At 68.3% G+C, this 13,990-nt stretch carries 12 protein-coding genes and 1 pseudogene; 8 read left to right on the top strand and 5 right to left on the bottom strand.

Annotation, left to right across the window (positions count from 1 at the left end; translation table 11 throughout):
• Positions 1-155: 155 nt before the first annotated feature.
• On the top strand, positions 156-935 hold the full coding sequence (locus LGY53_RS33405; protein WP_225730801.1) for a DNA-formamidopyrimidine glycosylase family protein: 780 nt from the start codon (positions 156-158) through the stop codon (positions 933-935).
• 50 nt (positions 936-985) lie between these two features.
• On the opposite strand, the gene LGY53_RS33400 is transcribed toward LGY53_RS33405, so the two are convergent.
• Positions 986-1,558 carry a dihydrofolate reductase family protein gene (locus LGY53_RS33400; RefSeq protein ID WP_225730692.1) on the bottom strand — a complete coding sequence of 191 codons (573 nt, stop codon included), beginning with the start codon at positions 1,556-1,558 and terminating at the stop codon, positions 986-988.
• A 182-nt stretch (positions 1,559-1,740) separates the two neighbouring features.
• Between LGY53_RS33400 and LGY53_RS33395 the strand changes: the two genes are divergently transcribed.
• From LGY53_RS33395 to LGY53_RS44275, 6 genes and pseudogenes are all read left to right on the top strand, one after another.
• Positions 1,741-1,911: a hypothetical protein gene (locus LGY53_RS33395; RefSeq protein ID WP_225730691.1), complete on the top strand. Its 171-nt coding sequence runs from the start codon at positions 1,741-1,743 to the stop codon at positions 1,909-1,911.
• 136 nt (positions 1,912-2,047) lie between these two features.
• A pseudogene (gene hpnE, locus LGY53_RS33390) lies at positions 2,048-3,415 on the top strand (hydroxysqualene dehydroxylase HpnE); the annotation flags it as partial.
• A complete protein-coding gene (locus tag LGY53_RS33385; RefSeq protein WP_308103031.1) occupies positions 3,412-4,035 on the top strand; it encodes a helix-turn-helix domain-containing protein in 624 nt (207 codons plus the stop codon). The pseudogene hpnE and the gene LGY53_RS33385, both read left to right, overlap by 4 nt.
• Before the next feature lie 94 nt (positions 4,036-4,129).
• A complete protein-coding gene (locus LGY53_RS33380; RefSeq protein ID WP_225730689.1) occupies positions 4,130-4,336 on the top strand; it encodes a hypothetical protein in 207 nt (68 codons plus the stop codon).
• A gap of 95 nt (positions 4,337-4,431) precedes the next feature.
• Positions 4,432-5,091: a response regulator transcription factor gene (locus LGY53_RS33375; protein ID WP_225730688.1), complete on the top strand. Its 660-nt coding sequence runs from the start codon at positions 4,432-4,434 to the stop codon at positions 5,089-5,091.
• 41 nt (positions 5,092-5,132) lie between these two features.
• The gene (locus LGY53_RS44275; protein WP_225730687.1) at positions 5,133-6,377 is read left to right on the top strand and encodes a HAMP domain-containing sensor histidine kinase; all 1,245 of its coding nucleotides are present in this window, start codon (positions 5,133-5,135) and stop codon (positions 6,375-6,377) included.
• A gap of 3 nt (positions 6,378-6,380) precedes the next feature.
• Here LGY53_RS44275 and glpD read toward each other — a convergent pair whose 3' ends face one another.
• The gene (gene glpD, locus LGY53_RS33365; RefSeq protein WP_167472361.1) at positions 6,381-8,114 is read right to left on the bottom strand and encodes a glycerol-3-phosphate dehydrogenase; all 1,734 of its coding nucleotides are present in this window, start codon (positions 8,112-8,114) and stop codon (positions 6,381-6,383) included.
• 153 nt (positions 8,115-8,267) lie between these two features.
• On the opposite strand from glpD, the gene glpK reads away from it, so the two are divergent.
• Positions 8,268-9,767 (top strand): glycerol kinase GlpK, encoded by a 1,500-nt coding sequence (gene glpK / locus LGY53_RS33360; RefSeq protein WP_225730686.1) that lies wholly within the window; start codon positions 8,268-8,270, stop codon positions 9,765-9,767.
• A gap of 159 nt (positions 9,768-9,926) precedes the next feature.
• On the opposite strand, the gene LGY53_RS33355 is transcribed toward glpK, so the two are convergent.
• The 3 genes from LGY53_RS33355 to LGY53_RS33345 all read right to left on the bottom strand — a co-directional run bounded on the left by LGY53_RS33355 (position 9,927) and on the right by LGY53_RS33345 (position 13,573).
• Positions 9,927-11,102, bottom strand: coding sequence for a PLP-dependent aminotransferase family protein (locus LGY53_RS33355; RefSeq protein ID WP_225730685.1), 1,176 nt, complete (start codon positions 11,100-11,102; stop codon positions 9,927-9,929).
• Between the two features lie 85 nt (positions 11,103-11,187).
• Entirely contained in the window at positions 11,188-12,474 is a 1,287-nt protein-coding gene (locus tag LGY53_RS33350) for a hypothetical protein (RefSeq protein WP_225730684.1), read from the bottom strand.
• Positions 12,475-12,550: 76 nt separating this feature from the next.
• Positions 12,551-13,573 (bottom strand): hypothetical protein, encoded by a 1,023-nt coding sequence (locus LGY53_RS33345; protein ID WP_225730683.1) that lies wholly within the window; start codon positions 13,571-13,573, stop codon positions 12,551-12,553.
• Between the last annotated feature and the right edge of the window lie 417 nt (positions 13,574-13,990).

The following is a 13,990-nucleotide window of genomic DNA, read 5'->3' as shown; positions in this document are numbered from 1 at the left end:
CATCCTCCGACCCAGCCCGGCAGGCTTGGGTAACACCATCAGCCAGCCCGGCCCAGCAGACTCGGGCAGGACCATCCTCCGACCCAGCCCGGCAGGCTTGGGCAACACCATCAGCCGACACGGTCCGGCGGTTGGGTGCCGAGATGTGGGGTGTGATGCCCGAGGGTGACACGGTGTTTCGCACTGCCGCTCGACTGCGCGCGGAATTGGAGGGGAAAGTGTTGGCGCGCAGTGATTTTCGGGTGCCTCGGTATGCGACGGTGGATTTGGTCGGGCAGGCGGTGGAAAGCGTCGGCAGTTACGGGAAACACCTGTTCATCCGGACGCCGACGGTGAGCGTGCATACCCATCTGAAGATGGAGGGTGAGTGGCGGGTGTTCCACTGCGGGCAGCGGTGGACGAGGCCGCGGGTGCAGGCGCGGGTGGTGCTCGGCACGGATGAGATAGAGGCGGTCGGGTTCTCGCTCGGCCTCGTCGAGGTGCTGCGGGCGGATGAGGAACATACCGCCACCGACCATCTGGGCCCGGATCTGCTCGGGCCGAACTGGGATGCGGCCGAGGCGGTTCGGCGGCTGGCGGAGCATCCGGATCAGCCGATCGGGCTGGCGCTGCTGGATCAGCGGAATCTGGCGGGCATCGGCAATATCTACCGGAGCGAGGTCTGCTATCTGCGCCGAGTCCATCCGGCGACGCCGGTGGCGGACGTGCCCGATCTGCCCGCACTGGTGCACGAGGCACACCGGGTACTGACCAAGGCCGCACACGAACCACCCTGGCGCCCACTCGCCTACGGCCGCCAGCGCAGACCATGCCAACGCTGCGGCACCGCGCTGGTGGTTCGGCTATTAGGCGAAACTTTCCCCGATAACGACCGAATCACCCAACGCGAACGCGGCATCTACTTCTGCCCGCGCTGCCAATCCGCCCCCGCATAGATTCCGGCTTCCCATACGCGCGGCGCCGATCGCTACCCGCAATCCAAAGGTCAGTGGATGACGTCGAAGACGTTCTTCTGCAACCCATTCGAGTAGACCTCGGATTCGACCAACTTCAACTGCTGGGCGTCTTTGTCCGTCGCGGGGAACAGTCGCTTGCCCGCACCGAGCAGCAGCGGGAAGACGAGCAGGTGGTAGCGGTCGATGAGGCCCGCGTCGGCGAGGCCGTGGTTCAGCGTGGCGCTGCCGTGGACGATGATCGGGCCGCCTTCGGTCTGCTTGAGTGCGGCGACCTCGTCGAGCGTGCGCAGGATAGTGGTCTGCCCCCAGTCGGCGACCAGGTCCTGGTCGGTCAGGGTGGTCGAGACGACGTATTTCGGCATGGCCTTGTAGCCGCTGAACTCCGCCATCTGCGGCCACACCGGGCTGAAGGCCTGGTAGCTGACCCGGCCCAGCAGGATCGCGGTGGATTCATCCTGCTCGCGCTGCTTGATCTCGTATGCCTCGGGCACGAAATCGATGTTCTTGAAGGTCCATCCGGAATTGCGGTAGCCGGGTTCGCCGCCCGGAGCCTCCATGACGCCGTCGAGGGAAATGAAGGCGGTGCTGATCAGGGTGCGCATGGCGGGCAGCGTACCGACAATCCGTCGAACAGGGCATAGCAAACATGGGTTACCGCCGCGCCTGCGACATCTCATGTCGAATATCGCACACAATGCAAGTTGCCGCACAGTTGCTAACACCGGGCGACCCGCGGCCGACACCCCTTGCGGCACATAACGGGCACACGATGCGGGAGTGAGAAATGGTGGCTACATCGCGGACGGGCAGGCGCATGCTGCTCGCGATCGCGGCGCAGCTGCTCGCCGCCGCGTTCGCCGCCGTCGTCACGGCGGTCTTCGGTTATCTTCTGCTGCATCAGGATTCGCCGGAGCACCGGAATACCACGCCGCCGTCACTGTCGGTCCACCCTTGACCCGCCGCCGGAATCGCGCTTAACTTACGAATTGTAAGTTAAGCGCTGTCCCCATCCGCACCGGCATAGCCGCGCACAGTAGCTCGGTGCACAGCCACCAGTCCGAAGGCGACCGCGCGCGAGCACCAAAGGGAGTGCGGCGATGAACGATCCCCGACAATACGTCGTCATCGGCGGCGGTCTGGCCGGTCTCGCGGCCGCCGTCTGGCTGGCCGAGGCGGGTAAGCGGGTGACGCTGCTGGAACGCCGCGGCAGGCTCGGCGGACGCACCCACGCGATGGCGGTCGACGCCGTCGACGATCCGCCCGACAACGGCCAGCACGTGATCGCCAGCGGCTACGACCACCTGTTCCGCTATCTGAAAACCATCGGCACCAGGCAGTACGTCAAGTTCCCGCACCAGGGCACGCTGCGCTGGCCCGACGGCCGCGCCGTCACCATGCATACCAAGGGCCTCGGCGCGCTGCGCACACTGTCCGGCGCGCATCCGGACGCGAGCCCGGTCGAGCGGGCCCGCGCACTGCTGGCCACGCTGCGCCTGGGCTGGCAGTGCCTGCATCAACCGGCCGACCTCGCCGACCTGACCACCGAGCAGTGGTTTCAGCGGATCGGCATGCCCGCGAAAGCCCGTGAGGCACTTTGGGATTGGATTGCGCTCGGGGTCGCGGCGGAGCCGGTGCGGCAGGAGTCGGCGAAGGTGCTCGCCGATGTGATGGCCACCGGCATCCGGCTCGGCGTCAAACATCGCCGACCCGCGACCATCGGCTATCCGACCACCGATCTGGACACCCTCTACATCACCGGCGCACTGCGCTACTTCGAAAAGCACGGTGTAGAGGTGCGCTATCGCGCGGTGGCCCGGCGCATCCAGATCGCCGACGGGCGGGTCACCGGCGTCGCGCTCGCCGACGGCTCGGTGCTGCCCGCCGACGCGGTGGTCTGCGCGGTGCCCAATTCGGCCGTCGGCGGACTGCTCGACGACCTGCCCGAACACGCCGAGTTGTACGCGGCCGCCGACAAACTCGGCCACACCCCGATCGTCAGCACCAACCTGTACCTGGACCGGCCGCTCGGCACCAAATCCGAATTCGAGGCACTGATCGGCGGCACGGGCGTGATCGACGAGGTCTTCGACCGGCAGCGGATGACCGGCCGCGATACCGAGCGGGCCTGGCTCTACTGCCTGACCACCAGCGGTGCGTACGAGCAGATCCACAAGTCCAACGAGGAGATCGTCACCGAACAGGTCGAGCTGCTGCGCCGCTACTACCCGGCCGCCCGCGACGCGAAAGTCGTTGCGGCACAGGTGGTCAAAATGCCGCGCGCCACCTTCTCCCAAGTGGTCGGCACCCATGGGTTGCGCCCGGACCAGCGCACCTCGGTGCCGACGCTGGTGCTGGCCGGCGACTGGACCGCGACCGACTGGTCGGCCACCATGGAGAGCGCGGTGCAGAGCGCCGCCAGGGCGGTGGATCTACTGCTTGCGCTACCGTCTCATTCGTGAACACTGCGGGGCGGACCGGCCCGGAGTCGACAGCACCGAAGCGCCGCATGTCGGCGACCGATCGACGGGCCCAATTACTGGACGTGGCAAGGGATATCGTCGGCGCCGACGGTTTCGGCGCGGTGACCATCGAGCGCGTCGCCCGCGAGGCCGACGTGGCGCGGGCACTGGTGTATCAGCAGTTCACCGATCTGAACGGGCTGATGACCGCGCTGCTCGACCGCGAAACGGGTATCGCGCTATCCGGCGTCAGCAGCGTCGACTGGGCCGCCGACACCATCGATCAGGTGGCCGAAGGCATCCTCGCCTATCTGCACGCCGCGCCGACCAGCTGGCAGATCATGCTCAGCCCGCCGGACGGTGGACCGCCGAATCTGCGTGCCCGGCTGGAGCTCGGGCGCTCCTATGCGCGCGCGGTCGGGGCCAGGCACCTGTCCCGGTTCGCCGGTGTCGAAGTGGATCCGAACGGACCCACCGAGCGAATCCTGCTGGCGGCCCTGGAGGAACTGGCCCGGCTGCACCTGGACAACCCGCAGCGCTATCCCGACGAGGTGGTGCTGCACTACATCCGCGAGCTGGTGGGCTGGGCGGCCGGCGTCGAGGCCCGCAGGCCGCGCTGACCAGCTCTTTCGGGTACATCACGAAATTCTCACGGAGGCATTGGTTTTCTTGTCCCGCGCCGCTCGAGGCGCCCGACGAAAGGGAAAGAACACCATGCAGCTCAAGTCCGCCATCGCCGCCTCCGCGCTCGCCGTCGCCGCGCTCGCCGCGGGCACCGGGATCGCGCACGCCGATTACGTCGGCAATTACGCGACGCTCGAGGCTTGCCAGGCCGATGGCAATTCGCCGAAGACCGGTGGCACCCAGTGGGAATGCCGGTACGCCCCGGACGGCGTGAGCTTCGACCTGTACACCTTCTGATTCGAGTCCGCGGCATCGAGTGGCCCCGCCCATCAGGGCCACTCACCGGTTGCCGAACTGCACACCAACAGTGGAATACCTTATTCTCAGACCTCGTGCGAGTTCTGGTAGTTGAGGACGACGAAGGCCTTGGCAACGAGGTAGCGGCGGGATTGCGTTCGGCCGGGTTCGCGGTGGACCTCGCCCATCATGTTGCCGACGCAGATCTGAAGATCTCCGTCAACACCTACGACTGCCTTGTCGTCGACCGCGGCCTGCCCGACGGCGACGGCCTGCAGCTGGTCGCGGCCAAACGTCAGGCCGGACAGCGCGTTCCGGTGCTCATGCTCACCGCCCGCGACGGCCTGGCCGACCGGATCGCCGGCTTCGAGAACGGCGCCGACGACTACCTGGTCAAACCGTTCGCCCTGGCCGAACTCGCGGCCAGGGTGCGCGCGCTGTGCCGCCGCCGGGAACAGCCCGCGCCGTCGCGGCTCGTACTCGGCGATATCGATATCGATCTACCCCGCCGCCGTGTCATGCGCGCCGGAATCCTGCGGTCGCTGACCCCGAAGGAATTCGCCGTGCTCGAACTGCTCGCCGCCCGCGCGGGCAGCGTCGTCTCCCGCACCGAACTCATCGAATGTTGTTGGGACGAAATGGCCGAGCCGGCGTCCAACGTTGTCGACGCCGTGATCGCGCAGCTGCGCCGCAAGCTCGGAGCTCCCCCGGTGATCGAAACCATTCGCGGCACCGGCTTCATGATCGGAACCTGAAGATTTCCACCAGACTGTCCTCATCCGACGCGCGTCCCGCGGTGGCCCGGCTCCGGCGCACCCGCTGGCAACTGACCGCGCTCATCACCACGATCGCCGCGCTGAGCCTGATCATCCTCGGCGCCGTCGCGGCGACCATCGACGCGCGCTCCCGCGACCAAGCCGTGGACGACGCGCTGGACCGGGTGGTGGCCGGGGTGCAGCGCGCCCTGGTGCTGCAGGACGACACCATCGATGCCAGCGCACTGCAGGGCGACGACCTGGCCAACGGCGAGATGGCCGTCATGGTGCTCACCGACACCAGCGACGGCAAATGGAAAACGGTGTACGAGCACCTGAACTCCTGGCTGCCGAAGAAGGACGGCATCAGGGCGCTCGCCGACGATATCTCCGTACCCGGCACCCAGGGCACCCATTTCAAGAGCGGCACCGACAGCGTCGGCAGGCCGGTGCGGTTGGCGGTCGCGCCGGTCAGCTGGCCCGATTCGCAGGTGCAGGCGGCGATCATCGTCGGCACCAATCCCGGTGCGCACGACCGTGATCGGGCGCTGCTGCTGTGGGGTCTGATCGTCGGCGGGCTGGTACTCGTCACGCTGGCCGCGATCGCCGCGCACCTGCTTTCCGGGCGCAGCATCCGGCAGGCCGTCGTAATGGTGGACGAGCAAGAACGCTTCCTCGGCGATGCCGCGCACGAGCTGCGCACGCCGCTGGCGACGCTGCGGCTGGTCAGCGAGCCACGGCGGCGCAACCCGCACGAATTGGAGCGGGCGCTGGCCGATGCCCGCGCACTCGGTGACCGGATGGAGCGGATCGTGGCCGGGCTGCTGGCCAGGGCCAGGATGCAGGCGGGCGTCACCACCATGGAGCGGGTGCAGCTGCTGCTCGACCAGCTCACCGAATCGGTCGCCGACGAATTCACCGGCAAAAACGTTGTGGTACAAGCCAATCCGTCGGTGATCGTCGGCGATCCGGCGCTGCTGAGCCTGGCCATTCGCAATCTGATCGAGAACGCCATCACCCACGGCGCGGTGAATCCGCATGCGCCGGTGGAGGTTTACGTGGCCGAGGGCCGGGTCAGCGTGCGCGACCACGGCGCCGGGCTGAACCCGCAGCTGTCCAGCAATCCGTTCCAGCGCGGCGTCACCAGCGGACGCGGCAGCGGCATCGGGCTGTCGTTGGTCGCCTGGATCGCCGAATTGCACGGCGGCACAGCGACAATGGAGCCAGCGCCGGGCGGCGGCACCATCGCGACCATCACCCTCCCGCCGCCCGGGCTCGGCGGCTGAACCTCAGCCCTCGGCCCGCACCGGTTCCAGGATCTCCGGGCGCGGTTCGGGCGCGGCGATGCGCAGCGCGTCGGCGGAGGCGTCGTCGGGCTGGGTCTGCGAGCGCACCTCGGCGTCCACCCGCGCCTGATAAGTCCTTACCTCGCGGTCGATTTCGTCCTCGTCCCAGCCGAGCACCGGCGCGACCAACTGCGCGACCTGCTCGGCGCAGTGCGAGCCGCGGTGCGAGTATTCGATCGAGATGCGGGTGCGGCGGGCCAGGATGTCGTCCAGGTGCAGCGCGCCCTCGGCCGCCGCCGCGTACACCACCTCCACCTGCAGATACGACGGGGCGTCGGTAATCGGTTGCAGCAGTTCGGGTTTGCCCGCCGCCATGGCCATCACCTCGTCGATCAGCGAACCGTAGCGGTCGAGCAGATGCTTGATCCGGTAGGGGTGCACGCCGTACGCCTCGGCCAGCTGCACGGTCTGGTTGACCAGCGCGAAATAGCCGTCGGCGCCGAGCAGCGGCACCTTCTCGGTGATCGATGGCGAGACCCGGGCCGGAATGTCTTGCGCCGCTTCGTCCATCGCGTCGTAGGCCATCACCCGATAGGTGGTGTACTTACCGCCCGCGATGCCGACCAGTCCGGGCGCGACCCTGGCCACCGCGTGCTCGCGGGACAGTTTGGAGGTCTCGTCGCTCTCACCGGCCAGCAGGGGGCGCAGGCCCGCGTAGACGCCGTCGATATCGTCGTGGGTGAGCGGGGTGACCAGCACCTGGTTCACCCGGTCCAGCAGGTAGTCGATATCGGCCTTGGTCGCCGCCGGATGCGCGAGGTCCAGATTCCAGTCGGTGTCGGTGGTGCCGATGATCCAGTGCGCGCCCCACGGGATGACGAACAGCACCGAGGTGGGGGTGCGCAGGATGATCGCCGCATCGCTGACGATGCGGTCGCGCGGCACCACGATGTGCACACCCTTGGAGGCGCGCACGTGGAACCGGCCCCGATTGTTCGACAACGCCTGCACCTCGTCGGTCCACACGCCGGTCGCGTTGATCACCACATGCGCGCGGACCTCGCCGGTGCGGCCGTCCTCGCTGTCGCGGATCTTCACCCCGACCACCCGGTCCGCCTCGCGCAGGAAGCCGACCACCTGGGTGGAGGTGCGGATCACCGCGCCGTAGTGCGCCGCGGTGCGGGCGACGGTCATGGTGTGCCTGGCATCGTCGACGACGGTGTCGTAGTAGGTGACGCCGCCGATCAGCGCGCTCCGCTTGAGCCCGGGGGCCAGCCGAAGCGCCCCGTGCCGACTCAGATGATGTTGTCCGGGAACGGATTTCGCGCCGCCCATGGTGTCGTAGAGCACCAGCCCGGAGGCGACGTACGGCCGCTCCCACACCCGGTGGGTGAGCGGGTAGAGGAAACGCAGCGGCTTCACCAAGTGCGGGGCCAGCATCGACAGCGCCAGTTCGCGCTCCCGCAGCGCCTCGCGCACCAGCCCGAACTCCAGCTGTTCCAGATACCGCAGGCCGCCGTGGAACATCTTCGACGACCGGCTGGACGTCCCGGAGGCCAGATCGCGGGCCTCGACCAGGGCCACCTGCAAGCCACGGGTGGCCGCGTCGAGGGCGATACCCGCGCCGACCACGCCGCCCCCGATGACGACCACGTCGAAGTGATCCTTACCGAACCGTTCCCACGCCGCCCGCCGCTGCTCCGGACCGAGCGCCTGCGATTCCGGTTTCTTGGTCATGCTCGACTCCTCCAGCCGGGTGTGTGATCGAGCTTTCTGGTACAGGCTATGCGAAACGCCGCGTTTCGCCCCGACCGCGTCCGGGCCGTGTCGCCCGGCGCGGGGCGGCCCGATATGCCGTCTTCGGCGCATCCGGTTTAGTAACCTGCACGAATGCGTCGCTATGTGGCCGCCATCGATCAGGGCACGACTTCGAGCCGGTGCATCGTCTTCGACCGGCGTGGACACCTCGTCGGCGTCGCCCAGCGGGAGCACGAGCAGATCTTCCCGCGCCCGGGTTGGGTCGAGCACGATCCCGAAAGCATCTGGCGCAACACCGAATCGGTGCTCGGCGAGGTCCTGGAGCGCGCGGGCGTGCGGGCCGACGAGATCGCCGCGGTCGGCGTCACCAATCAGCGCGAGACCACCGTGGTGTGGGATCGCAAGTCCGGCAAGCCGATTCACAACGCCATCGTCTGGCAGGACACCCGCACCGACCGGCTGGCCATCGAGCTCGGCGGCGAATACGGCCCGAACCGCTACCAGGAGCGCACCGGGCTGCCGCTGTCCACCTACTTCGCCGGGCCGAAGCTGCGCTGGATCCTGGACCACGTCGACGGCGCCAAGGAGCGCGCCGAGGCGGGCGAGCTGTGCTTCGGCACCATGGACAGCTGGGTGCTGTGGAATCTCACCGGGCAGCACATCACCGACGTCACCAATGCCTCACGCACCATGTTGATGAATCTTCGTACGCTGCAATGGGATTCGGAGCTGTGCGCGGAATTCGGGGTGCCGTCCTCGATACTGCCGCAGATTCGCAGTTCCTCCGAGGTATACGCGGAGATCAACTCGGGACCGCTGGCCGGCATTCCGGTCGCGGGCATACTCGGCGACCAGCAGGCGGCCACCTTCGGCCAGGCCTGCCTCACCCCCGGGGAAGCCAAGAATACTTACGGCACAGGCAATTTCATGCTGTTGAATACGGGGACCACGCCCGTGCCGAGCAGCCACGGACTGCTCACCACCGTGTGCTACCGGCTCGGCTACGAACCGGCCGTCTACGCGCTGGAGGGTTCCATCGCGGTCACCGGATCACTGGTGCAGTGGTTCCGCGACAACCTCGGCCTCATCGGGTCCGCGGACGAAATCGAGCCGCTGGCAAGCAGTGTCGCCGATAACGGCGGCGCGTACATCGTGCCCGCGTTCTCCGGCCTGTTCGCGCCGCGCTGGCGTCCGGACGCGCGCGGCGTGATCGCCGGACTCACCCGGTTCGTGAACAAGGCGCACCTGGCGCGGGCGGTGCTGGAATCCACCGCGTTCCAGACCCGCGAGGTGGTCGACGCGATGCGCGCCGACGCCGAATCCCAGCACCTCGGACTGGAATTGACCACGCTGAAGGTGGACGGCGGCATGGTCGGCAACGAACTGCTCATGCAGTTCCAGTCCGACATCCTCGACGTGCCGGTGGTGCGCCCGGTGGTCAACGAGACCACCGCGCTCGGCGCCGCCTACGCCGCCGGGCTCGCGGTGGGCTACTGGTCCGGCACCGACGACATCCGCGCCAACTGGACCGCCGACAAAACATGGGAGCCGACCATGTCCGAGGCCGACCGGTACAACTACCTGACCGCATGGAACAAGGCCGTCGAACGCACCTACAACTGGGTCGACTGAGCAAACCTGTTGCGCGACAAGGGCTTTCACGCCCGATAAGCGCTGCCGCCCGTGCCTTGCGCCGGGTCGAGCTCGGTCGCCCGGCACTCACCATGGCCGCTTTTGGGCGCAGCCGACCTCTGCCCGCGCCGAGCCGAATTCCCGCGCGCGGCACGCCCCTCAGCCGACGGCGCGAGCCATCCGGTCGATCGCCTCGGTGAGCGTCGCCTCGTCGGAGGTGGTGAAGCACATGCGCAGCGAATTCCGGTAGCCGCCATCGACGGCGAAGGCCGAACCGGGCACATATGCGACGCCGTGCTCCAGCGCGCGCGGCAGCAGGTCTGCCGTATCGGTGCCGTCGGTGAAATCGGCCCAGACGAACATCCCGCCCGCGGCATCGGTACAGCTCGCCCGGTCGCCGAAGGTCGCGCGGAACGCGTGCACCAGCGCCTTGGCGCGGGCGCCGTAGGCGGTGCGCACCGAGTCGACGTGTCCGGCCAGCCAGCTCTCGTCGGCAAGCAGATCGGCGGCGATCTGGTGGGTGAGCGCCGAACCACAAAGATCGGCGCCCTGTTTCAGCAACTCGACGCCGCGGCACACCGCGTCCGGCGCGATCAACCAGCCGACGCGCAGCGCGGGCGAGAGGATCTTGGACGCACTGGATAGTCGAATCACGTTGTGCGAGTAGGACGCGATCGGTGCCGGGGCGGGCCGGTCGAACCACAGCTCGCCGTACGGATCGTCCTCGATCACCCAAAAGCCGTACCGCTGTGCGAGTTCGGCGAGTTCACGCCTGCGGTGCTCGGCCATCGTCACCCCACCGGGGTTGTGGAAATTGCTGACCGTGTGCACGAGCGCCGGGCGTTCCCCGCGCTCGAGCAGCTCGGTCAGCGCGTCGATCCGCATGCCTTCGCGGTCGAGCGGCACCGCGACGATCCGCGCCCCAGCGGCCCGGAACACTTGCAGCGCACCGACATACGCCGGATCCTCGACGATCACCAGCGCCTCCGGATCGAGCAGCACCTCGGCGAGCAGCGAAAGCGCCTGCTGCGAACCGTGGGTCACGAAAACCTCGGACAGCTCGACCGTGCGCCCGAGCCGCGCCGACTCCCGCTCCGCGAGCACCGCGCGCAGCGGCGCCCACCCCGGCGATTCGGTGTACTGCAGGCAGGCGCTGTCGCGCAGCGCCGCATCCGCCGCGACGGCGATCCGTTCCCTCGGCATCAGTTCCGCATCCGGCAGGCCACCGGCCAGCCCGATGATGTCGGGGCGGACGGTGAGCTTCAGCAGGTCACGAATCGCCGAGCTCTGTAGTCCGCCGAGCTTGCCCGCGAGCGATGGGATGGTCGGCGACATGGGTACCTCCGAGGGAGACGCGAATACTCCACTTTGGCACACCGCTACCAGGATATGAAATCAATTTCCCAAATGTTGGGAACGGTCACTCGCCCCGGTTCTTGATCGAGTAGACCAGCTCCTTGCCGTCCCGGTTCGCCGTATTCACCGTCTGCAGATATACCCGGGTCGCGCCGTCCGGCCGATGTTCGGTGAGGTCGACGTCGTAGGTCTCCGGCGCGGTCTCCACGATCCGCAGACAGTGCGTGGTGCCGACCGGGATCTGCTCGTCGATGGCCTTCTGGATGATGTCGGCCGTCGAAACGTTCACATTGTCCGGCGCGACGAACTTCCTGGCCTGCTCCCCGCTGCGCTGCACGTAGAACGCGTACTGGAAGCCGAGGATGGCGCCGGGACCGGAGGCGGTATCGCCGGGACCGTTGCTCTGCGTCACCTTGCCGTCCTTGATCGGCGGGCAGCTCAGCTCGGCCTTGGTGCTGGTCGGCACGAGAGCGGCGGTCGTCTCGGTGCCGCCGCCGCTGCGGGTCACCGCGACGATGGTGAAGGCGAGGCCGACGATCACCGCCAGCGCGGCGGCGGTGCCGAGCACGATCAACCAGGTGCGCTTCTTCGGCCGCTGCTGAGCCGGGGGCGGCTTCTGAAAACCGGGCGCGAGCCGCTGCGCGATCGGATCATCGGACCAGGACAGCCCCGACTGCGGCGCAGCGGGCGGCGGCGGAACCGGCACACCACCCGAATCGGTCGAGCTCTGCCACCACCGCTCCCGCTCGGTCTCGTCGGGTTGATCCTGCGGCGGCGTCGGATACCCGGACGAATCCGGAGCGCGGTACTGCGGCGGCGGCGCGGGCGTACCGTCGGCGGGCCGCCAGATGAGCTCGGGATGTTCGGCGGCACCGGATTCGGCCACCGGGGCGCCGAATTCCGCGGTGGGCGGCCCGAACTCGGCTCCGGGCTGGCCGGATTCCGTTGTCGGGTGCCCTGATTCGGCTGCGGACGGGCCGGATTCGGTTGCGGATGGGCCGGATGCGGTTGCGGGCGGGCCGAACTCGGCCATGGGTCGCCCGAATTCGGTTGCGGGCGGGCCGAATTCAGCCATGGGTCGGCCGAAGTCACCCATCGGCGGACCGAACTCGCCGACCGGCGGCCTGAACTCGCCGACCGGCGGACCGAATTCACCCATCGGCGGACCGAATTCACCGACCGGTGGCCCGAACTCGCTCACCGGCGGACCGAATTCGCCTACGGGCGGACCGAATTCGCCCTCCGGACCGGTCGATCCGGGAGCCGAACCGGTGGAGTCGGAGACGGGCGGACCGAATGCCGACGCGGGCCGATCCGGCTCGTCACCCTTCGCGTCACCCTCGGTGGCCAAGCCCACATCCTTTCTCCCCGGGACACACGGGTGGGGCGGTCGCGAACGACCGCCCCACCCATGGAACCAGCACGTGTCAGTACTGGAGTGAACCACCCCACTGGGTGGTGACGCCACCCACATCGGCCGTCTGCGGTGCGATGTCGCCCGGCGGCAGCACCGGCGGGACCGCATGCCTCGCCGCCTCCAGCGCCGCGGCGCCGCCCGGCTGGGATTCGATCCAGTGCTCGACCGCCGCCTTGGCGATATTCGCCTGTGTAGTGTCGATGACCGTGGTGTTCTTGCTGTCGGCCAGGCCCTCGCCACCGGTGTAGCTGGTGACCTTGACGGTGTTGATGTCGACGAACTCCACCGAGATGCCGGCCTCACCCTGACCGGTCGGGGTGTGGTAGCCGACGGTGCCGACGTAACCGTCCTTATTGCTGAAGTGGTGGGTGTTCGCCACGAATCCGGGCAGCACCGCGCCACCGTCGACGTTCGCGCCGATCTCGAGATGCGGTCCGGTCATCTCCACGACCGGGGCCTGCGGGGCGGCCTCCAGGTGCGGCGACTGCCAGCGCGGCTGCTGCGGCGGCTGCACCAGGGTGTCGGCCGGCGGCTTGGGTTGGGCGTTGTTGGCGTCGCCCGACGGCTGCTGCGGCTTGGCCTGACCCGGCTGCTGCGGCTGGGTGCCGCCCGGCTGCTGCGGCTGGGTGCCCGGCTGCTTCGGCTGCTGGACGCCCGGCTGATCCGGCATCACCGCGGGCATATCGCCGCCCTGCTGACCCGGCACCGGCAGCGGCGCGATGCGCGGCGTGGTCACACCCGGCTGAGTCGGCGACTGCGGCTTCGGCGGAACCTGATTCGGATCCGGCGTGGTGACGCCCGGCTGGCTGGGGCTCGGATTCGGCGTCTGGCTCGGTGCGGGCGTCGGCGTGTTGTCCGCCTTGGGCGCCGGCGTCTCCGAGGTCGGCACATCGCTACCCGGCTGCTGCGGTGCGGGCGTCGGCGGAACGGTCGGGGGTACGGTCGGCGTATCCTGCGGCGCCGCCCCCGCCGGCGCCGCGAACAGGGTGGCCACGGCGGCCGCGGTGGCCAGTGGCAACGATGTGCTCGCCATCGCTCGCTCCACCCGAGTTGGCTTACGATGTTTCACTTTTCGCTATCCCTTTCCCGAGCGGCGACCGAACCGGCCGCGCTCAGTCGTCCCTGTCGAGACGCTCGGTCGCAGGGCGACCCATGGGCCGCCGCGCTCCCGTTATTGGAAAAGAACGACTCCCCCAAAACGACAACTACGCGACCGCCCGCCGATCGCATCTCTGCGGGAAGTGAACCACAAGTACGTCTTATAGGCAATGTGAACGAAACGTACTCAATTACAATCGGACTCGATCGCAAGCCCTCGAAAACAAGGCCACAGTCCGATGATTGGCCAAGTCGTCGGGAGCGAGTCTTACGAACGACGTTCGCGGCCCGTCTCGCGTCTCAGCGGTCGAAGCGCATGCGCCGCAGGCGCGAGTCTCGACCGCTGAGACGC

The organism is Nocardia sp. JCM 34519.1, assembly GCF_020361265.1.
Classification (GTDB): domain Bacteria; phylum Actinomycetota; class Actinomycetes; order Mycobacteriales; family Mycobacteriaceae; genus Nocardia; species Nocardia arthritidis_A.
The sequence above is the reverse complement of the archived record's forward strand: the minus strand, read 5'-3'. Positions and strand labels throughout refer to the sequence as shown.